This is a genomic window from Argonema galeatum A003/A1 (assembly GCF_023333595.1).
Taxonomy (GTDB): domain Bacteria; phylum Cyanobacteriota; class Cyanobacteriia; order Cyanobacteriales; family Aerosakkonemataceae; genus Argonema; species Argonema galeatum.
Genome location: NZ_JAIQZM010000013.1, coordinates 83,293 through 108,919, shown reverse-complemented (window position 1 = coordinate 108,919; position 25,627 = coordinate 83,293). Strand labels below are relative to the sequence as shown.

Genomic DNA, 25,627 nt, shown 5'->3' with positions numbered 1-25,627 from the left:
TGTGGTGCAAAGGAAGTAAAGATTTGTATGGGAAAAATATATCAAAAAGAACGACAACCAGACTTCCTTATTATTGGGGCACAAAAGTGTGGAACTACATCCTTTTATAGCTATCTAATTCGCCATCCCCAGATTGTGCCTGCCGAGAGAAAAGAGTTGCATTTTTTTGACTTAAACTTTCACAAAGGCGTTGATTGGTATCGAGATCAATTTCCCAGATTTGCCAAGTATGTCTCCCAGTCAGCCGATCGATCTATCGCGGATGAGCAAGATAATTTTTTGAGGGGGTTTATCACTGGTGAGTCAAGTCCTTATTATATCTTCCATCCTTCAGTTCCCCAGCGCCTTTACGAATTATTCCCCCAAGTAAAGCTGATTGTGCTGCTGAGAGATCCAGTGAATAGGGCAATTTCTCATTACAATCATGAAGTAAAGTTGGGTGTGGAGTATCTGTCGATCGAGGAAGCTCTAGCACAAGAAGAATTCCGACTCAAAGGCGAAATCGAAAAAATCCTTGCCTGTGAAACTTACTACAGCTTCAACCATCAGCACTATTCCTACCTATCTAGGGGAACCTACATCGAACAACTCACAACTTGGATAAATTTTTTCCCCAGAGAACAGTTTTTGATTCTTAAAAGCGAAGATTTTTACGACAACCCAACAGTCATCTTGAATAAAGCATTTGATTTTTTAAATCTACCCTCTCATCAACTCGATAAGTATGACAAACTCAATGCTGGCGATTACCTGGAAACGGAAATTAGCGAAGCGACGCGGCTTCAACTGAAAGCATATTTCCAACCGTATAACCAAAAATTAGAAGAGTATTTGGGCACAAATTTTGATTGGGTATAAAACTAAGTCTAAGCTAAATAGCTTAAATTTCTCAGGGCTTACGCAAAAACTAAGGTTTAGCCCCCCCGCCCCCCCAAATTTGGGGGGAGAAGAGTCCTGTTCCCCCCAGATTTGGGGGGCAAGGGGGGCGATTGCGTAAATTCTATTTCTTAATCATCGCCATCTTAGTGTTAGGCATCTTTTTTCGCTTCGTAAATTTGGACAAAAAAGTTTACTGGGGCGATGAAGTATATACCTCATTACGTATTGCCGGTTACACCCTCACAGAAGCGACTCACGAACTCTTTGATGGTAAGCCAAAAAGCATGGAAGAATTGCAGCAATATCAGCAACCCCATCCAGACAGAGGTATAAACGATACTATTAAATCTTTAGCACTTGAAGACTCTCAGCACCCGCCATTATATTACATAATGGCCTATTTTTGGGAAAAATGGTTGGGTTCTGACCTGGCAATAAAAAGAAGTTTGCCAGCCCTAATTAGTTTATTTGTATTTCCTTGTCTTTATTGGTTGTGCTGCGAATTATTTAACTCAACGCCGATCGCTTGGGTAACAGTAGCAATGGTAGCAGTTTCGCCTTTCCATGTGCTTTATGCTCAGGAAGTTCGCGAGTACAGCTTGTGGACTGTGACCATTTTGTTATCCAGTTGGTTGCTGCTGCGAGCCATACGCCTTAACACAAAATTTAGTTTGGTAATTTATGCAGCTACTTTGCCACTGTTATTATATACTTATTTATTTTCTGTGTTAATTGTAATCGGACAGGGAATTTATGTATTTGCTAACGAAGGCTGGCAGTGGACTAAAACGCGAACTGCCTTCTTACTGGCATCTGGCTTTGGGTTGATAACATTTACACCTTGGCTGTTTATTGTTGCTAATAGCTTATCCACTATTCAAAGCACAACTAGCAACTTCCAAGAAAAAGTGACCCTGCCATCTTTATTTCAAATGTGGGGTTTTAATCTCAGCCGTGCTTTCATCGATCTAGATAGTCAGGGTAGAATTGTAGAATTTGGCAATCCAATAGCAGATATCATCCGGCTTATTTTGGTAGGAACGCTGGCAATTTTGGTAGGATATAGCATTTATTTTCTCTGCCGTCAAACTCCAAAAAGAGTGTGGTTATTTATTTTGACTTTGATGGGAGTAACAGGGCTAGCTCTGATATTGCCAGATTTAATTTGGGGTGGCATCCGCTCCAGTGTGAGTCGTTACCTTGTTCCCTGTTATTTAGGGATTCAAATTGCAGTTGCTTATACTATTTATAGTTTGATGTCTTACCAGGAGATCCCCCCCAACCCCCCCTTAAAAAGGGGGGGCAAACATTCTCGTGACCCGGTTCTGCCGGGTCACGAGAATGTAGAGGCTCAGCCTCTTATGGAGGGGGGCTCTACAGGGCGAATAACTAGCGAAAAGCGTCGTCAACTGTGGCGCTTTATCGCGCTTGTGCTGATATCTGGTGGTGTTATATCATGTGCTATTAGCTCTCAAGCAGAATCTTGGTGGAGTAAATACGGAAGCTATTACAATCCTCAAGTAGCTGGCATTATTAATCAGCATCAACGCCCACTTGTCATCAGTAGCGGTTATGTCCCAAGAGTCCTGTCTCTCGGCTATTTGCTAAATCCAAAAGCACGGATTCAGTTTGTAGCCCAAGAAAATCTATCCCAGATTCCCGATGGCTTCAGCGATGTGTTTTTATACCGACCTTCAGAAAAATTGAAATCTCGACACTGGAAACAAGGGAACTATAAAATAGAAACGGTTTACCAGTCACCCCCAGTTTTCGATTATTTGGAGCCAATTTCCCGCTCTAGCGAGATCTGGCTCTGGAAAATCGAGAAACGGTGATGAATTGTAATATAAGAAAGAAACAAAGCCTAACCCCTTTTTTACCCGACGACTAAAGTCGCGGCTACACAGACAAAGCCCGCCTGCGCGGGCTTCAAGAAAAAGGGGTAGTTAACCCGGATTTGGTATTATGACCGCACCCGCCCCTCTTCCTTCTTCCCTAGCCCCTAGCCCCTAGCCCCTCTCTTCTCCTAGCCCATGCGAATTCTTTTCCTGCATCCTAATTTTCCAGCCCAATTTCGCCACGTGGCGACACTTCTAGCTCAAGACCCCAACAATGAAGTTGTCTTTGGCTGTAAAATCGAAAATCCAGAGTGGCAGATTCCTGGCGTCCGCAAAGTGCTGTTTAAGCTGAGCCGCGAAGCGAGATCTGAGACGCACCACTATGTCCGTTTCCTAGAAAATGGCGTTTTGCATGGACAAGCCATGTTTCGGGTAGCGGAACAGCTGAAGGCAGAAGGATTTATTCCAGACATAATCTACGGCCATTCCGGTTGGGGGCCAACACTGTTTATGAAGGATGCCTTCCCGAACAGTCAGCTGATGTGTTATTTCGAGTGGTTTTACCATGCCGTTGGGTCAGATGCTGACTTTGACCCGGCTGACCCGTTATCGGTGGATGATATGGCGCGAATTCGCACGAAAAATGCGCCTATTTTGATAGATTTGTATAGTTGCGACAGGGGCATATCTCCAACTAACTGGCAAAAGTCCCAGTTTCCTCAAGAATTTCACAGCAAGATTTCTGTGCTGCACGACGGGGTAGATACGGACTACTTTAAACCGAACCCCGGCGCGAAACTTATGCTGCCGAATCTGGATTTGTCAGAAGTTGATGAAATTGTCACTTATGTAGGGCGGGGGATGGAGCCTTATCGGGGCTTTCCCGAATTTATTGAAAGCCTTGCTTACGTGCAAGAGAGGCGTCCTAACTGTCATATAGTAGTGGTGGGGTCCGATCGCGTCTGTTATGGCAAAGCTTTGCCCAATGGCGTCACCTATAAAGAGCATATGCTCAAGAAAGTACCCCTCGATTTATCCCGAATTCACTTTGTCGGCTCCCTACCCTACGGGTTATACCTAAAAGTAATTCAGGCATCAAAAGCCCACATCTATTTGACTCGGCCATTTGTGTTATCTTGGTCGATGATTGAAGCTATGTCTGCTGGATGCTTGGTAATTGGCTCCGACACGCCGCCAGTGAGCGAAGTTATCCGCAGTGGCGAAAATGGTTTGCTGGTCGATTTCTTTTCACCCAAGCAGATTGCTGACAAAATCGATGCAGTTTTGGATCATCCTACCCGCATGGCAGAAATCCGCCAAAAGGCGAGGCAAACAGTTTTAGAACAGTATTCCCATGATGTCTTGCTGCCCCGCCATATCCAGCTAATTCAAGACGTAGCTAATCGTTCCCTCTCACCACAACAGAAGGTGGCGTCCAGCCTTGGGCTGCAAACCCAAGATTTTGCCTTGGCGCAGGGAAATTTAACCAAATCTTGACAAAGATTGTAAAGAATCTTCGCTATTATAGGCAAGATTGCACATAATTTGCGTATGGAGGGAACTATAAAATAAGTTGAACAGTCAGGAAGCAAAAAAGTTATGGCCTGGAAACCTATTTAGGTAATTGGGGAAAATTATGATGCAAGCTATACTACTGAAAGCAAGCGTGGTAGAGGGAGCCAGCGAATCTACCTGTGAAACTCTATCACCGCAAGCTATTTTCGCGAATCCGTCGGATATCTTAGAAAATATCCAATCCACGACTAAGGAATGAGGAGTGAACGATAAATGCCTTTAATTACACTTACGGCAGGAAACGATACTTTTACTGGCGGTGCCCCTGGGGACACCATATTAGGACTGGGAGGAAATGACACCATCACGGCTATTGCTGGGGGTGTCATATTTAGCGGTAACCAAGGGGATGATAACCTTCAGTCCTTCGTTGCTGGCAATACCCTCTTCGGCGGTCAGGGTGGTGACACTTTGAAAAGTGGTTCTAATAGCCTCTTATACGGAGATAAGGGCAAGGACAGCCTACAAGCTATTTTTGGCGATACCATGTACGGCGGTGAAGATGACGACATCCTGGTGGGAGCGGCATCATCCATCCTGTACGGCGAAGCTGGTAAAGATACCCTGATCGGTGCGGCAACTGCCACCCTGTACGGCGGTGAGGGTAACGATAGCCTCAAAGGTGCGGGTACTGGTTACTTGTCTGGTGATGAAGGCAACGATACCCTCGAAGGACTGGCTGCCGATACACTGCTGGGCGGTGATGGCAATGACAGTCTCCTTGCTAAGGCAAGCGGTATCCTCGCCAACGGCAACGCAGGAAACGATATGCTTGTGGTTGGTGATAACGTAACGGGCGCTACCCTTTTTGGCGGCAAAGACAACGATACCCTTATGGGTAAGGGTGGCAGCGCTTTGTACGGCCAGAAGGGCAGCGACTCTTTAGTAGGGTTTTCGCAAGGTGGTAAAAGCGATACCCTGATTGGTGGTGAAGACGGCGACACCCTCATAGGTACCGCCGACGCTGATTTACTCTTTGGTGGCTCTACAATTACGGGAGGAGCTGACACTGGGGATGGCGCTGACTTCATCAGTGGCAAAGCTGGTACTGATACCATATACGGTGGAGATGGTGGTGACACAGTAGACGGGGGAACTGGTGCTGACACCATTTTTGGCGGCGCTGGCGATGACAGCCTCTTTGGTGGTGTTGGTGGTGAAGCTGACTCCATAATTGGTGGAGAAGGTAGCGATACCCTGATTGGTTGGGGTGGCAATGACACCCTGATTGGTGGAGAAGGTGCCGATTACTTCGTGTTTTCTGGCGGTACATTCGCAACGAGCCTAGTATCACCAGATACGGGATCGATCAACAACTTTGGCGAACTGGGCCTGGATAGCATCATAGGCTTTGAAGTAGGAATAGACAAGATCGTCCTGGATGGTAATGGTACTGCAGCCGGTTTTACAACTCCAGGTAATGGCCTATTTACTGCCTTGTTTGTGACGAATGCCCCAGGAGTTTCAGTAGTCACCGGCAGCGACAATGCTTCAGCTGAGATAGCTCAAGGCTTGATTGTCTATAACAAGGACACTGGTAAACTCTACTACAATGAAAATGGTCAAAATGGAGGTTTTGGTACTGGTAACCAGTTTGCTACCTTAGATACTGGCTTAAACATTTCCTCCGGCGACTTCATCATCGTCTAGAACGCAGGTCTGGTATTCGCGTTGAGGGGGTTAAGAAATCGGGTTTCTTCAGAATTGAGCAAGCCAATTGTAGGTTAGCTCATCAAAGAAACCCCGTTTATCTGATTACTTAGCCGATGCTCTAGGGAGTTCTAGAAGCCGAATAAAACTTAGTAACAGCAGGACTAGAAAAGTATCTAGTCCTGTTTTGTTTGCGCGGTTCAGACTAGGGGCGAAGCTAAGGTCGCAGGAAATCTAGGGCTTTGAGTTCAGGCCCGCCTGGGTTTCAAATTATAGCAAAGTGCTGAGTACCCAACCCGCCTGGGATTCAAATCCCAGGCTAATAGCGAAAGTCCACTGAAGTGGACTGAATATTAATCTGACAGTCTATTAAAACTGATAACTTGCACCTGACGGGGTTGTCACCCCGTCAGGTGGGCGACACCACCAACTGATTCGGCCTGACGGGGCGACAAGCTACAAGCTCGAGCTTAAGCGAGTTTTCGGATCTGACTGCTTTGTACAATCTGCTCAACAGTTAACTCTAATTCTGCAAAAGTAGGGGAGATAATGCGGTGATTGCTTCTATAAGATTTGGCTTGATATTGACCTTCAACCAATTGATAAACGAAAACTGTAGGAACTTTTGGATTGCCTAGATAAGCTCTGGAAGCTATAGCTAAATAATCTACAATCCAATATTCAGCAATGCCCAAACGTTGATACTCATCGAGTTTATCTACATAGTCATCATCCCAGTTACTCGAAGTTACTTCCACTGCTAATTGAAGAGGTTCTGTAATAGCACCGTAGGCGGTAACTTTTGAGTTCCACAGGGATTGACTAACTACGCTAACATCTGGGTTTCTACCTTGTTCTTTCCCATCAGCAGTCACCGTTCTTATAATTATATCGTTGTCAAGAATATAGTCAAGTCCCAAGCGATCGATTTCTCTGTCAAAAGACTTGACTAGAAATCGCGCCACATTTTTATGCGCTCTTATTGGTTCCATCTGTACAATTTCCCCATTTACCAGTTCGTAGATTCCATCTTCAGGACACTGTTCGAGAAAATCCTCAAAAGTCAGCTTTTTTAGAGTGTTTGTAATCATACTATAAGCTCCTTATTCAGAATTGTAGGTTGAGTTGAGGGTGCGATCGCTAAATTAATTCGGCAACTGCACATCTTCATATAGCAAAGCAATAGGAAAGTGAAAATCGACGCTTGTGAAATGAATCTCTTCTCCCTCCTCGTAAGGATGTAATTCCCAAATACCTCTTTCGTTTAGCCGATAGCAATCCACATTTATCCGTCTAGAATTAATCAAAATGTATTCCCTTAAAGTCTCGATCCGGCGATAGTGGGTAAATTTGTCGCCGCGATCGAAACCTCTAGTACCGGGAGAGAGAACTTCGGCAATTAGACAGGGATATTGGATGAATTGAATTGCTTGTCGATCGCGATCGTCACAAGTCACCATCACATCAGGATAATGAAATGGCCCCTTTTCGGATACGCGCACTTTAACATCTGCCATAAAAGCACGACAAGAACCGCCACGAAAGTGGTTTTTTAGGCTAGAAGCCAAGTTAAGAGCAATAGCGTTATGAGGAATAGTTCCCCCAGTCATAGCAAAGACTTCGCCGTTAACGTATTCGTATTTGATATTTTGGTCTTCTTCCCATTCCAGGTATTTCTGGGGGGTCATATAGTATTTCTCTGAAATTGCAACCACGAGCGTTCTCCTAATTTTTTATTTTCTTCACTATCTTTCAATTCTAACCTGCACTCAACTGAACAATTCCGGGACTCGACTCCGCAACTCCTCATTCAATCTGGGCAATTCATCCCGCATTTGCAAATACCAATCGCGACGTTCGCGGTAGTGTTGAGAAAGTAACCGATTGTCTTTCACCCATTGGTAAGCTTTTGCTGCCAATTGATGCCGCCACGCAGTATCATCAATCAGCTGGCGCAACTGAACCTCAAACTCTTCTACGGAGCGATAAATTAATCCGGTTTCTCCTGACAAAATTGAGCTTTCATACACGGTGGGACTAGCCATCACAGTTACACCATGTCCAGCACATTCAATAAACTTGAGATCGGATTTCATACTGTTAAATCTGGTTGGATTTAGAGGCAGGAAACCAATATCGCAGGTATGTAGAATTTTCTGATATCGTTCGTAAGTACAAAATGGCTCTAAGTCTTTATGGGGCGTTGCCAATGCCTCAAAAAACTTCTTGTCGTGAATTATCTGCACGCGAACTTTATCGGCATATTCGGCTAGCACATTATTCAAAACTGGCATAATGGAAGCCCAATCTTCTTCCCGATTGAGAGCTCCAAAAAAGAGAGTTATTGAGTCATCGGATTTATATTGTCTTGGCTCTGGTAAGTAAGCCAATTGATTCTTAAAAATACCAACATTGGGATTAATTTGGCGCAAAAATTCGGCCAGAGGCTCTGTAGAGGTTTGTACGCAGTGGAAAGCCCGGTAGCTGAAAAACTGATTTTCTCCATGAGCGGGCCAGCGCATCGGGTCGTCGTCAATTTCGGCAATGATTAAATAATCTCGTCGCAGCAGTTCTTGTAGTTTGGGGATATCATCTGGAGCTTGCAAATTACCCCGCTGCCAGATAAATACTTTATCCTCTCCTGGCTGCCCTACGCTCAAATCGGCTGTTTTTACTGCGGAAATTGTCCTTACGCCTGGAATGGTAGAGCTGAAGCGATCGGGCTCCAATACCCGGACGCGATCGCACGCTAAAGGAGCCATCATCATCGTCTGGATCAACAACCGCCGCGCTACAGGCGACTTGGTAGCCCGGACAACGTATTGAAATGCACCCGTCTGAACGCCAAATTGAGCCGGATCTAAGCCCAACTCCTTCACCAATGGCATGAGCTGCTGCTGAAACTTTTGGAACTCTTCCCCTTTTCGTCCCCGCGTCTGAATCTCATGCACCTGTAACTGGGCTTCAGCAAACATCTGCTTGATGCTATCCAAGGTGAAAAAGCGCAGGTGAGTGCGATCGAGCAAACCTTCATCCTCATACTCCCACTTCCCGCGCAACAGCTTGAGAATCAGACTCCAGTGCTGTACGTTGGGGATACAAGCCAAAACTTCACCGTCTTCCTTGAGCCATGCAGTAGTGCGTTTGAGTACCGCCCAAGGGTCGATCGTATGTTCCAGTACATCCCCAAAAACCAGACAATCAACCGTACCCTCGGCAATTTCTGGATCTAAATTTGGGTCTTCAATATTTCCTACCACCACTCTGTTTAGCCTTGTCGCGGCAATCGAAGCCGCCGTCTCATTCAGTTCCAGACCGATATATTGGCAGTGGGGATTAATCCGCTGATAGTGTAGGCCCAAAGCTCCAGCCCCACAGCCAACCTCGACAATTACCTTGGCATCACCGGGCAGCAACCTGAGCAAATCTGGGTTAATGCGATCGTAATAGTCAGGTAGCAACCTTGAGTCCTGAGTCCTGAGTCCTGAGTCCTGAGTGAGAATTCTCCCCCGCTCCCCCGCTCCCCCACTCCCCCGCTCCCCCGCTCCTCTGCCCCCCTGCCCCTCTGCCCCCCTGCCCCTCTCCCTCTGCTTATCAGCGAACATTTGCAAGAATTTTTCGCTCCAACCCGTGCAAAAATGCTCAATTTCCAAAAAATTGGCATACTGGGAGGCAGGCTTATAAACTTGAAACGATCGCATGATTCCAAGGCTGGCGGCACTTTCTAAAGGGCCCATAAAACTGGTATCGCGGTCTAGAAAATAAGGCTGCCTACTCCAATGGTTCATTTGCGAAACATTCAAGAAATAGCAGCCCGCGTGGGGGTTACTAGCACGACTGAAAGTTACCGGGTTACCCATGATTTGCCCGATCAGTTCCGGTTGCTCTTGCAAATTCTGAAATTTAGCTGTTAGCTGCGATACCAGGTTCCCGTCGATGTAGGTTTTTTGGCTTGTGGTACTGGCGTCCCCCCTGTGATTAGCGGGCGAGATTTCATAGCGATTTGGTTGCAGCAGGCACATATCACCCGCTTGATTGGTAAACCACTTGAGTTTGGCAAAAAACCAAGGGTCGTGCAAAATCAGGTCGTCTTCCATATAGCAGAAGTAGTCATAACTACCAAGACAGTCTCTCAGTAGTGCCTGACACTCAAAGCCCAATAGCATCGGTTCGGAATTGGTACGGTAATGCTTGTAGAAATGTGACGGAAGTGGAATCCGATCCAGAAGGTGAGAATCTTTAGTAGTACAGATAACTATATCTATGTCATGAGCTTGGGACTGATTGACAGGCAAGGGAGCCCCCTTGGCAATGTCCATGCTGCTCTGGGACTTACCTAATAACTGGTGCAAAGCAGTGATAGAAGCAGTTAGCGCCTGGATGCGCGGCTGAGGATCTTTAGCTTGGGAACCGTGCTTTCCGTTATCGGTTGGGTTGAAGAAGTGAGGAAGAGTGAACAGAATCCGCATAAGGTTGGTTACAATAGTGTATTAACAAAATCTTGACAAGCCGCGTGGCAACTTGCGGGAGTCTTAAGTTTTTCAACATCTGCTGGCAGGAGTCCCCTTCTGAGTTGTAATCTCTAATTCAAGTGAGGAAAGAATGCCACCGCAGCAACGAGACAATTTTACTCGATATTCTAATCTAAAATAGAAGTGGAAAATTGACGTGCTATATTAAGCGTTTAATAATGAGTTATGCTTACTTTTTTTAAGCTCGGTAACAGAGAGCAATGACAGGATTGTTTCAAGCTGGCAACAAAGTAATTCAAGCGGATGAAATGCTGGTACTGCTAAATCGGTATCAGTTAATGCCGCAGTTTTTGCGTGGGCTGATCGTAGACGAGGCGATCGCCGATATCGATCTTAGCGAGGAAGAGAGGAAAGGCGCTGTAGCTCAAACTGAAGCGCAATATCAGATTTCTTCACCAGAAGCTCGGCAAGCTTGGCTGGAAAGCCAAGGGTTAAGCCAAGAAGAGTTTGAGGAAATCGTAGTGCGCCCCTTTGAGCTGGAAAAATTTAAGCAGGGGACTTGGAGTTCTAAAGTGGAATCCTATTTCCTCACACGCAAATCGTATCTAGACCAGGTAGTCTACTCTCTCATCCGCACCAAAGACCTGGGACTGGCCCAAGAAATATACTTTCGCGTCCAAGAAGGCGAACAAACGTTTAGCGAGCTAGCTAAACAATATTCTCAGGGGCCAGAAGCCAATACGGGAGGAGTATTGGGGCCAGTGCCGATCCGGCAGCCCCATCCCCTGATCGGTCAACTGCTCTCAGTCAGTCAACCAGGTCAACTTTGGCAACCGCGAGCCCTAGCGGAATGGTTTGTAATCGTTCGGTTAGAAAAGTTTATGCCAGCTCAGCTCGATGACGCAATGCGTCGCCGCCTGATCGACGAAATGTTTGAAACTTGGATCTCGGAGCAGGTGAAAAAAATGGGAACTCTGCATTTAGCGGAGAAAACGGAGGAGTCAGCGGCGATCGTGTAGGGGCGCTCGTGCGGGAAACCAATATTCTGCTGCAAGCGTCCCACATCTTGGTAAGCTATTCTAAATTTATACTTACCAGGCGCATAAGATGAAAGTTTTGTAAAGGGTAAAGGGTAAAGAGGTATCCTTGCCAGAAATATGAAGGAAAGACAATGAAGAAAAAACATATAAGTAAAGACAGCTAAGCTGAAAAAGCTCTCCCGTACCTGATGCGATATCCCACATCTAATTATTCTGGTGGTGTATGACCCAAACAGTTTCTCGATCGCAAATTCAAACCTTTCTGGCCGAAATAGAGCCCTTTAACCGACTAAATTCCAGAAGTCTAGAGGGTTTTGCCGCTCAATGCCAGTTATTGCGCTATCGCATCGGGCAAACAATCCTGCAAAGGGAAGTGATGCCCACACAAGTAGCGATCGTCTATACAGGACAGGCGCGACTGTTGGGCTACGACCAACGCACCCAAAGCCCCGCCAGCTTGCAAGTGGTCGGGCCGGGGGAAGCCCTGGGCTGGGTAGGATTGGTAAGGGGAGTCGCCTGCGAAACAGCGATCGCCTCCAGCGAAGTCATCTGCATAACTCTCCCAGCAGCAGAATTTTTATCCTACCTAGATAAAGAACCAATTCTCAATGAAGCCTTCCGAGAGCGTTCTAGCCGCATCGAACTATTTGAACTATTAAGCTTGGAGTTGCAGCGCCGAGCATTAGCAAGCGTAAATCTCAAAGAACTAACCTTCCAAGTTTGGCAAGACACCGAAGTCCTGAACTTACCAAACGGTCAGGTAACCCTTCCCGAATTAGACCGGAATAGGGTTTGGCTGGTCAGCAGCGGCTTCATCGGCGCATTCTCCACCGGCAGCAGATTTCCAGCAAGTGAATCAGGCCCTTGGGTTCCCGTCAAAGGCAAAAACGGTGCTAGGTTGTTGGGAGTGCGACTTCCGGTTGAACCGTCGCCAGTTATAGATGTGACGCCACCCGTACAGCAGATTGAGAGGGATGCGCCAACAAGAGATTTTGAAGATGTTCCTCTAGCACCCCCCATCGAGCCCGCACCCCCGGAAGCCATAGCTACACACCAGAAATTCCCCTATTTTCGGGGTCGCGGCACAATAGAAGCCCCGCTAGCTTGCTTCAAAATGCTGGCAAAACAGATGGGCGTACCCTTCCGCAAAGATGTCATTCGCAAAGTGTTGGATAACCAGCTCAAAGCCAGAGGAAGCATTACACTCCTAACCTGCGGTGGCGTAGCCGAGATCATGGGCATCAGCGCCCAACTTGTGGAAGTACAAGCTCAGGCAATACCCAGATTAAAAGCACCAGCAATGGTTCAATGGCAAGATAGCTTCGCCATTATTTACAGCATCAGCGAAAAAGAACTGGTGATAGCGACGCCAGAAGAGGGAATTCGCCGCCGACATCCACGGGAGTTTGCCGAAACTTGGGGAAATGAAGGGGCGGTACTGCTGCTGCAACAGCGTGCTGAAGAACAGAAAGAAAAATTCGGCCTCGGCTGGTTTTTGCCCGCCATATCCAAATATCGCAAAACCTTAATAGAAGTTTTTATCGCTTCGTTCTTAGTGCAGCTGTTTGCCTTGGCAAACCCACTAGCTACCCAGGTGATTATCGACCAAGTAATCAAGGAGCGCAGCACAACCATCCTACAGAGCGTGGGGTTGCTGTTGCTGGTGGTGGCAGTGTTTGAGGCGCTGCTGACTTACGTGCGGACAACTTTATTTGTTGATACCACCAACAGGATTGACATCACCCTGGGTGCGGAGGTAATCGACCACCTGGTACGACTGCCTCTGAACTATTTTGACCATCGTCGGGTAGGGGAACTGGCAGGTCGCGTGAACGAACTGGAAAATATTCGTCAGTTTCTCACCGGCACAGCTCTGACGGTTGTACTTGATGCCTTTTTCTCGATATTTTATATCGCTTTCATGCTCGTTTATAGCGTGCCGCTGACAATAGTCGCTTTGTCAACCATCCCGCTATTTGCCATTCTGACGTTAATTGTCTCCCCGATCGTCCAGCGTCAGTTACGCACCAAAGCCGAACGCTATGCCGACGCTCAATCCTATTTAGTGGAAGTTCTTTCCGGGATTCAGACGGTCAAGGCGCAAAATATCGAGCTGAAATCGCGCTGGCAGTGGCAAGAACGCTATGCTCGCTATGTCGCGGCAGGGTTTAAGACGGTGCTGACTTTTAGCACCGCTAGCGCTCTCAGCGGCTTTTTTAATAAGTTGTCCGGTCTGCTGCTCTTGTGGGTGGGAGCTTCTATGGTGATATCCAACCCACCTCAGCTAACTTTGGGGCAGCTGATTGCGTTCCGCATTATTGCAGGTTATGTGACTAGCCCTCTGCTGCGGTTGGTGCAGCTGTGGCAAAACTTCCAAGAAACGGCTCTGTCTATAGAACGGCTCAGCGACGTTCTGGATGCTAAACCAGAGGCAGACGAAAACAATCGCAACAATATCACTATGCCTTTAATTGAAGGGGCTGTGAAGTTTGAAGATGTTTCGTTCCGGTTTAATACCAGCGGACCGCTGCAACTGGTGAATGTCAATGTAGAATTTCCCGCCGGTACGTTTGTTGGGATTGTCGGTCAGAGCGGTTCTGGTAAGAGTACGCTGATGAAATTGCTACAGCGGCTTTACGAGCCTAACGCCGGACGGATTCAAGTTGATGATTACGATATCGGCAAAGTAGAACTTTATTCTCTGCGCCGTCAAGTTGGGATGGTGCTACAGGATACGCTGCTATTTAATGGCAGCGTCCGGGAAAATATTGCCCTGACAAATCCCGAAGCTGGCGATGAGGAAATTATTGAGGCAGCCAAGGTGGCGGTAGCTCACGATTTTATCATGAGCTTATCTAATGGCTATAACACTATAGTGGGAGAGCGCGGCTCCAGTTTATCGGGGGGACAAAGACAGCGGATTGCGATCGCCCGCACCGTCCTGCAAAACCCCAGACTGCTGATTTTGGACGAAGCTACCAGCGCCCTAGACTACAATTCCGAGCGCCAAGTCTGCGAAAACCTCGCAGTCGCATTTCAGGGTCGCACCGTCTTTTTCATCACCCACCGACTCAGCACCGTCAGAAGTGCCGATGTCATACTGATGATGGATCAAGGTTCTGTAGTCGAGCAGGGTACTCACAAGGAATTAATGGCTCTTAAAGGACGTTACTATTGCCTCTACCAGCAACAAGAGTCCGAAATTTCTTAATAATTTCCCAAAAGCAGATTGAAGATTTGAAATTGAATTCAATCTGCTTTTGGGAAATCTTTAATTCGCAATTAACCATTACCAATTACCAATAAAAAATCATGACCAACAAACAGATAGTCGATCGTTCCAATGGTAACGGTAACGGCAAACACAACGGTAGCGCTCAAGTAAAAGATTTTAATACCGTTTGGGTTCCTCCCGAACCAGTTTCCCCTCCTCCGCCTCCTTTTGAGCCAGATAACCAACCTATCCTATTAGAGCGACCTTCTTGGTGGTCGCACGCCTTTGTTTGGCTAATTGTCAGCGTGACTGGTGCCGCTCTACTTTGGGCAGCATTTGCCCCGATCGAGCAATCAATCCCAGCTATGGGTAAATTGGAAACGGAAGGTGCTGCCAAAGAAGTGAAAGCACCCAACGGCGGCGTGGTACGCGAGATTTTTGTCAAAGACGGAGAGCAGGTGACAAAAGGTCAGCTTTTGATTACGCTTGACCCCACAGCACCCCAAGCAGATTTGGACTCGCTCTTCAAACAGCGCGAAACGCTTCTGCGGGAAAATCAATTTTACGCGCAAGTCAATGGCGCAAGAACAGGAGGCAGTCCCGAATTACAAGCGCTAACCCAGTCTAGATCTGCTCTCATCGCCGAAAATCAATACTTAAAAGCTCAGATGAATGGATCGAAAGTAGCTGGCGGCGGGGACGAATTCTTTGCCAACCAAGAGAACCTTTTAACTGCCAGCCGCGCCGAATTGCGGTCTCGCGTGGAAGCAGCTCAGTTGCAAGTTCAAGAGTTACAAACGCAACTCGCCCAGGTGCAAGTGCAATTAGCCGCAGGCTCGGCACAATTGCCCTTTGCTAGTACGCAATTAGCGACGACCAAGGAGCGATTACAACTGGCTAAGGTGCAGTTTGAAACAGCCCAGGCGCAATTACCCAGAGCGATCCAGCAGTTTGAAACAGCTAAATTGCAATTACCCAGGGCGATCCAGCAGTTTGAAACAGCTAAATTGCAATTACCCAGAGCGGTTGATCGATCGCAAACGGCTAAAGCTCTACTCGCTACAGATCAAACCCTTCTAGATAAGATCAGATCCGTAGTGGCGGAAGGGGCGATATCTGAGCTGCAATCTCGACGGCAGGAGCAACAAGTTTTGACGCGCCAAAATGATGTTGCCGAAAGAGAATCGGAAATTTTGACGCGCCAAAATGAGGTTACGCAAAGTGAATCGGAAATCTTAAGACGCCGCCAGGAAATCACGGCAAGCGAAGCGGAAATCTTGAGACGCCGCCAGGAACTCGTAGCCAGCAGATCTGAAATATCAAACCGCCAAGGTGAAGTTGCCAACGGCGAAGCCGAACTTTTAAAAACGCAAGCTGAAATAGAGCGTCTGAAGGGAGAGCAACAACGCATCACCGTGTCCATCGATCGGGCGAAGCAACAGTTGAAAAATACTCGTGATTTATCTGCCAAAGATATATTCACGAAAATTGCTGATAACCACCAAAAGATTGCAGAAATTGATAGCCAGCTAGCTCGATTGAGATTGGAAAATAAGAAAAAGCTAGACGAAATTGAGAGCCAAATTCAAAAGGCAAAACAGGCTGTTCAGTACCAAGAATTGCGAGCCCCAGTTGATGGAATTGTATTTAATCTCAAACCAAATTCACCGGGATATGTTGTCAGGCAAATTGATGCGGAACCAGTGGTGTCAATTGTGCCTACCGATAAACTGGTGGCAAAAATATACATTACAGACCGCGATCTCGGCCAGGTTTTGGATAAATTGAAGAAGGAAGAAAATGGGTTGAAGGTGGAGGTAAATGTTGAATCTTTCCCATCCACCGAATATGGCACTCTGACGGGTACACTGACTTCTGTCGGTTCGGATGCTTTAGCGCCCGCTCCCGATAAACAACGTCCTTATTATGCTTTTCCTGCCAAAATACAGCTGGAAAATCAGACGTTAAAATACAACAATAGGGAAATTCGCCTTCAGTCCGGTATGGCGATAAATGCCAGTATAAAGGTGCGTAATCGGACGGTGCTGGGTATCTTTACAGAGTTGTTCCAAAAGCAGGTTGATGACCTTAAGACCGTTAAGTAACTGTTTGTAAATTAGCTCAAGGACGGCGCTAAGTTTTGTTTTTTGGGGAAGGCATTAGCTGACCCCAAATTGTTTTATGTAGCATCCAACTGTGGCGTTGGGAGAAACCGGGTTTCTGCGTGTTCAGCTTATTTACGCCCACCTACTTAGTACAGGAGTAATACCCAATCCGCAACGATTATCCCCTTTATGTCTCTAGGCTGTAGAGACGTTTCATGAAACGTCTCTACAATCTTTATGCCAAAAATTCTCATGGGGTAACAAACCCGGATTTGGTATAAAAATAATTTACACGGTTTAGTGTAATATGGTTAACAAAGTTAAACGGGACACTGCAAGTGCCAGCAACTCTGTACAAGTATTTTAAAGTCTGTATGCTATTCCTAATCTGGGCACTTCCAGTAGCATACTGCTTCATCGCTTTTCTACCAATGCCGAATGGAATAAGAATAGGTTTAGACCCATCTTGGCAATATGCGCTCAGTCGTGCCTCAGCAGATCAACTGATTTTTGGACGAGACATTGTGTTCACGTATGGCCCGATCGGATACCTAACTTCTGGGGCTGTATTAGATAAAAACTTTTTTTCTATAGTATCTTTTCGCTTTTTAGTATACTTTGTATTATTTGGATTGGTTTGGATAAAGTTCTTAAAGCTAAGAACAAAATTGACAAAGGCATCTCTCATTCTCAGCTTATTATTTCCTTTTATTTTTAGTAAATTATCGTCAAATACGACCATTGAAATTTCATTTATATTTATAATTATTTTGTTATTTTATGATGGTATTTTTATAAGATATTGGTCTTTGGGGCTGGCAGTATTTGCCGGTCTTTGCTTGAGTTTGAAGCTGAATCTAGGAGTTACTATACTTGGTTCGCTCCTTTTATTACTGTCGGAAAAGCTTTATTCATCCCTGAAACATAAAAAAAATATAAGCTTGATAGTATTCGCCATTATAGATTCATTATTGGTAACCAACTCCGTGCTATTTATAACCTTAGATAAATCATATATAAACAGTTTTCTGAAGCTGATAATTTCTATTATTTTATCAGTAATATTTGGCTTATCAACATGGTGGGTTACCCGGCAAGTAATTAGCCGTAAAATTTTACTCACCCTGGGGGAAGTTATTAATAGCAATAAAGTTTTAACCAGAATATTAAAGCCAAGAATTACAGGATGGGGCGTATTTTATTTTGTCTACTGTTTTTGCTTTATATTAATAATTTTTTATTTCAATCATCCCCTAATAGACTATTTGAGAGGCGCTTTAGAAATTTCTTCTGGTTACTCCAGTGCAATGAGTTTGGTGGGCTCAAAATTGGAGCTAATAGTTGGAATTTCTGAAATATTTTTAATCTTTGCACTTTTAATTTTAGGTGGCAGGGAATATTCCGTAGGTCTTTCCCTATCTATAGCGTTTATATTATGGATGAATTTTAAACACGGGTTTGTTCGTCAGGATGAGCATATTATTGGGTTTATAAGTTCTACCCCTCTCCTAGTTTCTATATGTATTACTAAAGCTAAAACACTTCCTACAATCAAATTTTCCTTTTTGATCCATATCTACCTGTTGCTCATTATGCTAATATATGGATTTACTTCTAACCCATTTGGAAATCAGTCATTTCCCCAAGGTACAAACAGACGACTTGCAGAGTTTGCTCCCGAACGGGTAGCTGCTAGGGCATCAGCCTTGATTAACTTGAACAAGCTGCAAGACCAAGTGAATGCCAAAAGTAAGGTCAAACTCTCTAAAATCAAACTACCAGACAGTGTAATAGAGCTAGTAAAATCTAAAGAAATAGATATTATACCTTGGGAAATTTCCTTGGTAGAAGCTAACAAACTTAACTGGAAGCCAAGACCAATATTTCAATCATACTCTGCTTATACAGCATTTCTTGACCACTTAAACATGAAAAGCTTATCAAAAAATCCAAGAGAATACATTTTTTATAATTTTGATAGCATAGATGGCAGATATCCTTTTTTTGACGAACCAGAAACTTTCTTTTATCTCTTTTGCAATTACAGAATAGCCGATAAATTTTCGGAATTTATCAATATGCCTGGGCTCTCAAAATTGATGCTATTGGCAAAACTTAATTCAAGTCAGTGTTCGGCAGGTACTTTAGCAAAGAAAACATCCCTGCCCTGGAATACTTCTCAGTCAATAGAAGTTGATGATGGACAGGTGGTTCGTGCAGCTGTTGATTTTAAATATTCTTTTTTTGGTAAAATCTATAAAACTATTTTTAGAGTACCGCCTATAAACATAGCTGTAACTGATGTGAATGGTGTGAAAAGTGAATATAGAATTGTGCCAGACAACGCCAAAAACGGTATTATAATGAGCCACTTGCCGAAAAATCCTGATGATGCTCTATCTTTTTTTAAAGGACAGTTTCCTGTTCCAGTCAAGTCATTTAGTTTTTCGATAAGTAACTCTTTATTGTACAAAGGTGATATAGATGTAAGTTTAACTTCATATCCTGTTGCAGAAATTTTAAGATAAAGAGAGCAAGTATTTTCCAACTAATGTAGTTTTCATTTAGGAGTATAAACGAATGCGAAAAAATCCTGAAGGGGCGAGCTTTGTTTTTATTGTTGTCTACTCTGCTGTTTTTATAGGACAATTGATTATAAAGTTAGGATGGAGCATCGGTTTTATGGCTTATACAAGAACAAAAAGGGAGGAGGTTGCCAAAATAACGAAAAAAGACGGATACTTTATGTCAGGCTGGCAAAAATCATTTTCTGTAAGTAAACTGCCAAAAGGCCAGGTGAAAATAAATGCTTGGGCATTTGACACGAACACGGGAAAAGCTTTTAAGTTAAACGGTACTCACATATTGCAAAGTCAATGAAAGTTGTCAACACTGAAATTTCCGATGTTTTGCTGATTGAACCGCAAGTATTTGGCGATGCGCGTGGTTTTTTCTTTGAAAGTTACAATGAGCGATCGTTTGCAGATAAAATGGGCGTAACGGCACATTTAGTCCAAGACAATCACTCTCGTTCTAGCCAAAATGTTCTGCGTGGCTTACACTATCAGATTCAACAGCCTCAAGGAAAATTAGTGCGATCGGTTGTTGGTGAGATATTTGATGTGGCGGTGGATATAAGAGAAAGTTCGCCTACGTTTGGGCAATGGGTCGGTTATCTGCTGAGTGCTGAAAACAAACGCCAACTGTGGATTCCAGCCGGTTTTGCCCACGGCTTTTTGGTTGTTTCGGAAGTTGCTGAGGTGTTGTACAAAACTACTGACTACTATGCTCCGCAGCACGAAAGGTGTATTCTGTGGAATGACCCGGATTTGGCGATCGCATGGCCTCTGGAAGCAACCCCAATATTATCCGCCAAAGACCAAGCTGGTAAATCCTTCAAAACAGCAGAAGTATTTCCATAACCTTTGAAATTATTGGTTTGGTCGCCCCCGTATTCATCCGTGAGGTCAATCCTCTCATCCTCTCATCCAAAATCGAATGACGCGAATCTTAGTAACAGGCATTGCGGGACAGTTGGGGCAAGAATTGCAGCAGACTCTTGTGCCTGTGGGTGAAGTAATTGGTGTAGGAAGGGAGACGCTGGATTTAACGCTGCCAGACGCTATTCGTCAGGTTATAAATGAAGTAAAACCCGACGTTGTTGTGAATGCGGCGGCATATACGGTGGTGGACAAAGCCGAAAGCGAACCGGAATTGGCTGAGAAAATAAATGCGATCGCACCCGGTATCATAGCCCAAGAATGCCAAAAGTTGGGAATTACCCTCATTCACATTTCCACCGATTACGTCTTTGACGGTAGCCAAAGCCACCCTTACCGGGAAAGCGACGCCACCAATGCCCTAAGTGTCTACGGCAAATCCAAACTCGAAGGTGAGATAGCAATTCAGAAAACCTGCGACAATTACATTATTCTGAGAACTGCTTGGGTTTATGGTGTTGGCGGTAAAGGAAATTTTGTCAAAACTATGCTGAGATTAGGGGCTGAACGTGAAGAAATTCGAGTTGTTGCAGATCAGATTGGTAGCCCCACTTGTACAGCAGATTTGGCAAGTGCAATTACGCAACTGATTCCTCTATTTACTCCAGAAATTGCCGGAATCTACAACTATACAAATAGTGGCGTTGCCAGCTGGTACGACTTTGCCGTTACTATATTTGAAGAAGCAAAACAGTTAGGCTGGGATTTGAAAATTCAACGAACGATTCCAATTACAACAGCTGAATATCCCACACCAGCGCGTCGCCCTGCCTATTCTGTTCTATCCTGTGCCAAAATATCAGCAGTCCTGGGAACTTATCCGCCGCACTGGCGACAGGGATTAAGAAAGATGTTAGCCGAACTCTACACTCGTAGTTTATGAAAGCATTAATTCTCTCCGGCGGTAAAGGAACTCGTTTGCGACCTCTCACCTATACAGGGGCGAAGCAACTCGTTCCCGTTGCCAATAAGCCAATTCTTTGGTATGGGATTGAAGGGATTGTCGCCGCTGGTGTTACCGATATTGGGATTATTATTAGCCCCGAAACTGGGGAGGAAGTCAAAGCTAAGACGGGAAATGGCGATCGCTTCGGTGCTAAAATTACTTACATCCTGCAAGACCAACCCGCCGGTTTAGCCCACGCCGTCAAAGTTGCCCAGCCATTTTTGGAAGACTCGCCTTTTATTATGTATCTGGGCGATAACTTGATTCAAAGCGAGTTGGGCGTATTTTTAGACAACTTTAAAAGCCAGCAGACAGATGCTTTAATTTTGCTGCGCCAAGTGTCTAATCCCAGTGCTTTTGGTGTTGCCAAAGTTGATGAAAATGGGCGAGTTTTGCAGTTGGTGGAAAAACCGAAAGTTCCCCCTTCCAATTTAGCACTGGTGGGAATTTACTTTTTTTCTACTGCGATTCATGATGCGATCGCTGCTATCCAACCCTCCGCCCGTGGGGAACTGGAAATTACCGATGCTATCCAATGTTTGATCGATCGGCAAAAAAAAGTTGAAGCTTGTCAGTTAGAAGGTTGGTGGTTAGACACCGGCAAAAAAGATGATTTGCTGGAAGCAAACCGAATTATTCTGGATACCACCTGTCTGACAAAATCTATTCTTGGCGAAGTAGACGATCGCAGTCAGGTAATTGGGCGAGTGCAAATTGGTTCCGGTACTAAATTGATTAACTGTACTATTCGCGGCCCCGTTATTATTGGCAACAACTGCTATTTAGAACATTGTTTTATTGGCCCTTACAGTAGCATTGGCGATCGTGTCACCTTGATTGATGTTGAAGTCGATCATAGCGTGATTTTGCAGAGTGCTAAAATTGTAGGCATTCATCAAAGAATTGTTGACAGCGTGATTGGACAACGCGCCCAGTTAACTGTTGCCCCACAACGTCCGAAAGCCTTGCGTTTTATGATTGGCGATGACAGTCAAATTGAACTAGCGTGATTTACTTTGTCATAGTTAACTATTATTCCAGTGATTTCATCGCTAGTTTAATTAGCTCAATTCAAGCAAGCAGAGGTGTTGCCTACAGAATTATCATTATCAATAACTCCCCAGATGATGACTCTATCCATCATCTGGAAGGTGATGATATCCTCATTCTTGAAGCTGGGAGTAACCTGGGTTTTGGTCAAGCTTGCAACTTAGGATTAAATTGGATTTATACTCAAGATACCCAGGCAATTGTGTGGATTATTAATCCAGATACCTACCTACTCCCAGACGCTTTGGAGAAAGTCCCGACGTTTTTTGCAGCGCATCCCGAACTTTCAATCGTCGGTACGATTGTCTACACGCCAACTGGTAAAGTTTGGTTTGCTGGGGGTGAATTTATTACCGAAAATGGAGAAATCAGAGCCAAAACTATCTATAATAATAAGTCAGAATTACCCTATTTAGAAAGTACTTGGATCAGCGGTTGCAGTTTATTAATTAATTTAAAAAGGTTTCACGATTGCCCGCAGTTCGATTCAGATTACTTTCTATATTACGAAGACTTTGATTTTTGCAGACGCTATGCCAGCCAAGGACATTTAATTGCGATCGCCCATAAAATTGGCGTAGTTCATCATCCTTCGTCAATCACAAGCAGAAATATCTTAGGAAAATTTAAGTATAGCACATACAGCTATATATTAGCTGTTGAACGTTATGCTAAGAAGAAGTTTTTAATATTAAGATTGACTCGCCTTGTTTTTCATGCAATTATCTTAATGCCAGTGAAACCGCAAGTTGCATTTGGCAAACTATATGGCATATTGCTTTATTTAAAGAGAGTACTTAGAATCTCTCAGAAATCCGGTTTCTTAGAGAAACCGGGTTTCTAAAATCGATCTTCAATCTGGTTGAATCCGATGTTGCTAAATCTGTCTTTTTTGATGTCTAAACCAACGGGTATTAGTACTTACGCAATCAATCTATTTCCTCACCTTCAATTCCTAAACCCGACTTTATTGGTTTCCCAAAAGATAGATAACTTTACCTGCTACCCAATCCCGCAAAATTTAACACCAGAACAAGGTAGAAAAGGACACTTATCCCGCCTTTTGTGGACGCAGTTTCAACTGCCCAAAATTTACCAAAAGCTGAAATCGAATCTTTTATTTTCTCCTCTTCCAGAAGCGCCTTTATATTCGGGTTGCCGATATGTAGTGACGGTTCACGACTTGATTCCCCTGCGTTTTCCCAAGCGATTTTCGCCGTTAACTAGCTACAATCGATATTTCCTTCCCTTAGTGTTGTCACAAGCACAGCATATTATTTGCGATTCAGAATCAACGGCGAAGGATGTTACTAATTTTTTCGATATTCCATCAGAGAAAGTTACGGCTGTTTTGTTAGCACATGATGCAAATCATTTTCGATTTTTAGACTTGCCGACTCGCAATTATTTTCTGTACATAGGCAGACACGATCCATACAAAAATATGATGCGACTGATTGAAGCTTTTGCTGCTTTGCCTAAATGCTGTGACTGCGAATTGTGGATAGGTGGATCGTTTGACAAACGCTTCACACCTGTTTTGAAAGCAGCCTCAGAACAGTTGAATATAAGCGATCGAGTGAAATTTTTGGAGTATGTTCCTTATGGTGAATTGCCTATAATAATAAATCAGGCGATCGCACTCGTTTTTCCCAGCCTTTGGGAAGGATTTGGACTGCCGGTTTTGGAAGCAATGGCTTGCGGTACTCCGGTAATTACATCTAATATTTCTTCTTTGCCAGAAGCTGCTGGCGATGCGGGTATTATGGTTAATCCATATAATGTTGGAGAAATAACAGAGGCGATGCAAGCTGTGGCTAATGATGCGGGATTGCGATCGCACTTACGTCAAGCGGGGATTGCCAGATCCAAACTATTCAGTTGGGAAAAAACGGGAGAGGCTACCGCTGCGGTGTTACAGCGATATATGTAACAGGAGTTATATCAATATATAGCCGCTTTTTTTTGCTAGTCTTTCTATCTATACCCAAAGTTACATTCAAGGGTCATTTTAATTATTCCCTGGGGGGGAAGACTGCTTTATCAGTTAATACTAAATTATCAAAATATCAGTAGAAACCGATAAAAGGAAACAAGTATTATGAGTAACGAACCTGATGCAAACCGCGACCCGATTTCTGGCGAACCTGGGGCGCATCCAGTAGGGACGGGGATTGGTGCAGCAGGCGCTGGTGCTGTGGGTGCGGCGATCGGCGGTGCGATCGGTGGCCCAATAGGCGCGGCTGTTGGTATTGCAGTAGGATCGGTGGTTGGCGGCTTGGCTGGTAAGAGTGTCGCCGAATCGATCGATCCCACAGTAGAGGATGATTACTGGCGCGGACGCTACACCTCTGAGCCTTACGTTGAGCCCGGTCTGGGTTATGATGACTATGCACCGGCCTATCGCACTGGCTATGAAGGTTACGGCCTCTACTCCGGCAAAACCTACGATGAGATCGAGCCGCATCTACAGCGTGACTACGAAACGAAGCGTGGCGGATCGAATTTAAATTGGGAAAAGGCTAAACACGCCACTCGTGCAGCTTGGGATAAGGTTGAACGCACTATTCCTGGTGACATCGATAAAGATGGAAAGTAGCAATCAGTTGTAGGATGGGCTACTAACTATCGCCAGGACAAACCTCACCCCCCAACCCCCTCTCCGCAACGGAGAGGGGGAGTAATAGTCTCCCCTCCCTCTCCACAACAGAGAGGGGGAGTAATAGTCTCCCCTCCCTCTCCACAACAGAGAGGGGGAGTAATAGTCTCCCCTCCCCGTTGCGGGGAGGGGTTGGGGGTGGGGTTCCCCGGCTTAGAGTGGTAGCCGTAGGGTGCGTTACACTGCGTTAACGCACCCTACAAAAGTTTTTTAGGGGGTGATATCTGGGAAGTTACAGAAGCGGAACTTTGCTGAATAGCCTTTTGTAAAGCTTGTTTGTTGAGTTGGGATTCTGAAGAGTTGACATCATCAAGATTACTTCCAGAACTCAAGTGATTATTGAGGATATCGAGTTGAGCATCAAGGATTTTCGGGCGTTTTTCATACCAAGAGGCGATCGCGATCGACAATTTTTCGATATCGTCTGGTAAGGAGTCGATTAATTTAGTTAAGTTAGCGATATCTTGAGGAGTGAATAAGCGCGATCGCTTATCGTTTAATAATTCAATAAAAGCTTCCAGATTTTGTTCGTCAAATGACATGATTTAGACTCCTATGGCCCGATCGCATAAAACGCCGCCCCATAGTAAGGCGACTCAGAAGGCTTGGTATTATCTTCAATTTTAGTCGATCGCGTCTTATGGGTGATTCTGGTGGGAGTGCGATCGCGAAGCGATGCGTAGCATTATCGTTCTTTTT

20 protein-coding genes and 1 pseudogene are annotated in these 25,627 nt (G+C 44.9%); 16 read left to right on the top strand and 5 right to left on the bottom strand.

The genetic code is table 11. From position 1 onward, the window contains the following. Window positions 1-27: 27 nt before the first annotated feature. The 5 genes from LAY41_RS15810 to LAY41_RS15790 all read left to right on the top strand — a co-directional run bounded on the left by LAY41_RS15810 (window position 28) and on the right by LAY41_RS15790 (window position 5,942). Entirely contained in the window at window positions 28-858 is an 831-nt protein-coding gene (locus LAY41_RS15810) for a sulfotransferase family protein (RefSeq protein ID WP_249099607.1), read from the top strand. A gap of 131 nt (window positions 859-989) precedes the next feature. Further along, window positions 990-2,714 carry a glycosyltransferase family 39 protein gene (locus LAY41_RS15805; RefSeq protein ID WP_249099604.1) on the top strand — a complete coding sequence of 575 codons (1,725 nt, stop codon included), beginning with the start codon at window positions 990-992 and terminating at the stop codon, window positions 2,712-2,714. Window positions 2,715-2,912: 198 nt separating this feature from the next. Next, window positions 2,913-4,214, top strand: a complete 1,302-nt coding sequence (locus LAY41_RS15800; RefSeq protein WP_249099600.1) for a glycosyltransferase family 4 protein — start codon at window positions 2,913-2,915, stop codon at window positions 4,212-4,214. 139 nt (window positions 4,215-4,353) lie between these two features. After that, window positions 4,354-4,491, top strand: a complete 138-nt coding sequence (locus tag LAY41_RS15795; protein WP_249068077.1) for a hypothetical protein — start codon at window positions 4,354-4,356, stop codon at window positions 4,489-4,491. Window positions 4,492-4,505: 14 nt separating this feature from the next. Next, the gene (locus tag LAY41_RS15790; protein WP_249099597.1) at window positions 4,506-5,942 is read left to right on the top strand and encodes a calcium-binding protein; all 1,437 of its coding nucleotides are present in this window, start codon (window positions 4,506-4,508) and stop codon (window positions 5,940-5,942) included. Window positions 5,943-6,412: 470 nt separating this feature from the next. Here the strand turns inward: LAY41_RS15790 and LAY41_RS15785 are convergent, their stop codons facing one another. The 4 genes and pseudogenes from LAY41_RS15785 to LAY41_RS15770 form a co-directional block, all read right to left on the bottom strand. Continuing rightward, the gene (locus LAY41_RS15785; RefSeq protein ID WP_249099594.1) at window positions 6,413-7,033 is read right to left on the bottom strand and encodes a Uma2 family endonuclease; all 621 of its coding nucleotides are present in this window, start codon (window positions 7,031-7,033) and stop codon (window positions 6,413-6,415) included. Between the two features lie 54 nt (window positions 7,034-7,087). Continuing rightward, the gene (locus LAY41_RS15780; protein WP_249099590.1) at window positions 7,088-7,630 is read right to left on the bottom strand and encodes a Uma2 family endonuclease; all 543 of its coding nucleotides are present in this window, start codon (window positions 7,628-7,630) and stop codon (window positions 7,088-7,090) included. 81 nt (window positions 7,631-7,711) lie between these two features. After that, complete coding sequence (locus tag LAY41_RS15775; protein WP_249099725.1) at window positions 7,712-9,547, bottom strand: methyltransferase domain-containing protein; 1,836 nt, start codon at window positions 9,545-9,547, stop codon at window positions 7,712-7,714. An 18-nt stretch (window positions 9,548-9,565) separates the two neighbouring features. Further along, window positions 9,566-10,411, bottom strand: a pseudogene (locus tag LAY41_RS15770) (calcium-binding protein); the annotation flags it as partial. Window positions 10,412-10,674: 263 nt separating this feature from the next. On the opposite strand from LAY41_RS15770, the gene LAY41_RS15765 reads away from it, so the two are divergent. The 11 genes from LAY41_RS15765 to LAY41_RS15715 all read left to right on the top strand — a co-directional run bounded on the left by LAY41_RS15765 (window position 10,675) and on the right by LAY41_RS15715 (window position 24,868). Then, on the top strand, window positions 10,675-11,433 hold the full coding sequence (locus tag LAY41_RS15765; protein WP_249099588.1) for a peptidylprolyl isomerase: 759 nt from the start codon (window positions 10,675-10,677) through the stop codon (window positions 11,431-11,433). A 244-nt stretch (window positions 11,434-11,677) separates the two neighbouring features. Beyond that, a complete protein-coding gene (locus tag LAY41_RS15760; RefSeq protein WP_249099586.1) occupies window positions 11,678-14,665 on the top strand; it encodes a type I secretion system permease/ATPase in 2,988 nt (995 codons plus the stop codon). A 101-nt stretch (window positions 14,666-14,766) separates the two neighbouring features. Next, the gene (locus tag LAY41_RS15755; protein ID WP_249099584.1) at window positions 14,767-16,773 is read left to right on the top strand and encodes a beta-barrel domain-containing protein; all 2,007 of its coding nucleotides are present in this window, start codon (window positions 14,767-14,769) and stop codon (window positions 16,771-16,773) included. 338 nt (window positions 16,774-17,111) lie between these two features. After that, a complete protein-coding gene (locus LAY41_RS15750) occupies window positions 17,112-19,301 on the top strand; it encodes a hypothetical protein (RefSeq protein ID WP_249099582.1) in 2,190 nt (729 codons plus the stop codon). A 52-nt stretch (window positions 19,302-19,353) separates the two neighbouring features. Next, complete coding sequence (locus LAY41_RS15745; protein ID WP_249099579.1) at window positions 19,354-19,653, top strand: hypothetical protein; 300 nt, start codon at window positions 19,354-19,356, stop codon at window positions 19,651-19,653. After that, a complete protein-coding gene (gene rfbC, locus LAY41_RS15740) occupies window positions 19,650-20,195 on the top strand; it encodes a dTDP-4-dehydrorhamnose 3,5-epimerase (protein ID WP_249099576.1) in 546 nt (181 codons plus the stop codon). Before LAY41_RS15745 ends, rfbC begins: the two co-directional genes overlap by 4 nt. A 76-nt stretch (window positions 20,196-20,271) precedes the next feature. Further along, the gene (gene rfbD, locus LAY41_RS15735) at window positions 20,272-21,156 is read left to right on the top strand and encodes a dTDP-4-dehydrorhamnose reductase (RefSeq protein ID WP_249099573.1); all 885 of its coding nucleotides are present in this window, start codon (window positions 20,272-20,274) and stop codon (window positions 21,154-21,156) included. Further along, window positions 21,153-22,229: a glucose-1-phosphate thymidylyltransferase gene (locus tag LAY41_RS15730; RefSeq protein WP_249099570.1), complete on the top strand. Its 1,077-nt coding sequence runs from the start codon at window positions 21,153-21,155 to the stop codon at window positions 22,227-22,229. Before rfbD ends, LAY41_RS15730 begins: the two co-directional genes overlap by 4 nt. Continuing rightward, window positions 22,226-23,113 (top strand): glycosyltransferase, encoded by an 888-nt coding sequence (locus tag LAY41_RS15725; RefSeq protein WP_249099567.1) that lies wholly within the window; start codon window positions 22,226-22,228, stop codon window positions 23,111-23,113. The genes LAY41_RS15730 and LAY41_RS15725 overlap by 4 nt, the downstream gene beginning before the upstream one ends. A gap of 51 nt (window positions 23,114-23,164) precedes the next feature. Next, a complete protein-coding gene (locus LAY41_RS15720) occupies window positions 23,165-24,202 on the top strand; it encodes a glycosyltransferase family 4 protein (RefSeq protein WP_249099565.1) in 1,038 nt (345 codons plus the stop codon). 168 nt (window positions 24,203-24,370) lie between these two features. Beyond that, the gene (locus LAY41_RS15715) at window positions 24,371-24,868 is read left to right on the top strand and encodes a hypothetical protein (protein ID WP_249099562.1); all 498 of its coding nucleotides are present in this window, start codon (window positions 24,371-24,373) and stop codon (window positions 24,866-24,868) included. Between the two features lie 257 nt (window positions 24,869-25,125). On the opposite strand, the gene LAY41_RS15710 is transcribed toward LAY41_RS15715, so the two are convergent. Next, window positions 25,126-25,470: a hypothetical protein gene (locus LAY41_RS15710; protein ID WP_249099558.1), complete on the bottom strand. Its 345-nt coding sequence runs from the start codon at window positions 25,468-25,470 to the stop codon at window positions 25,126-25,128. Window positions 25,471-25,627: the final 157 nt, after the last annotated feature.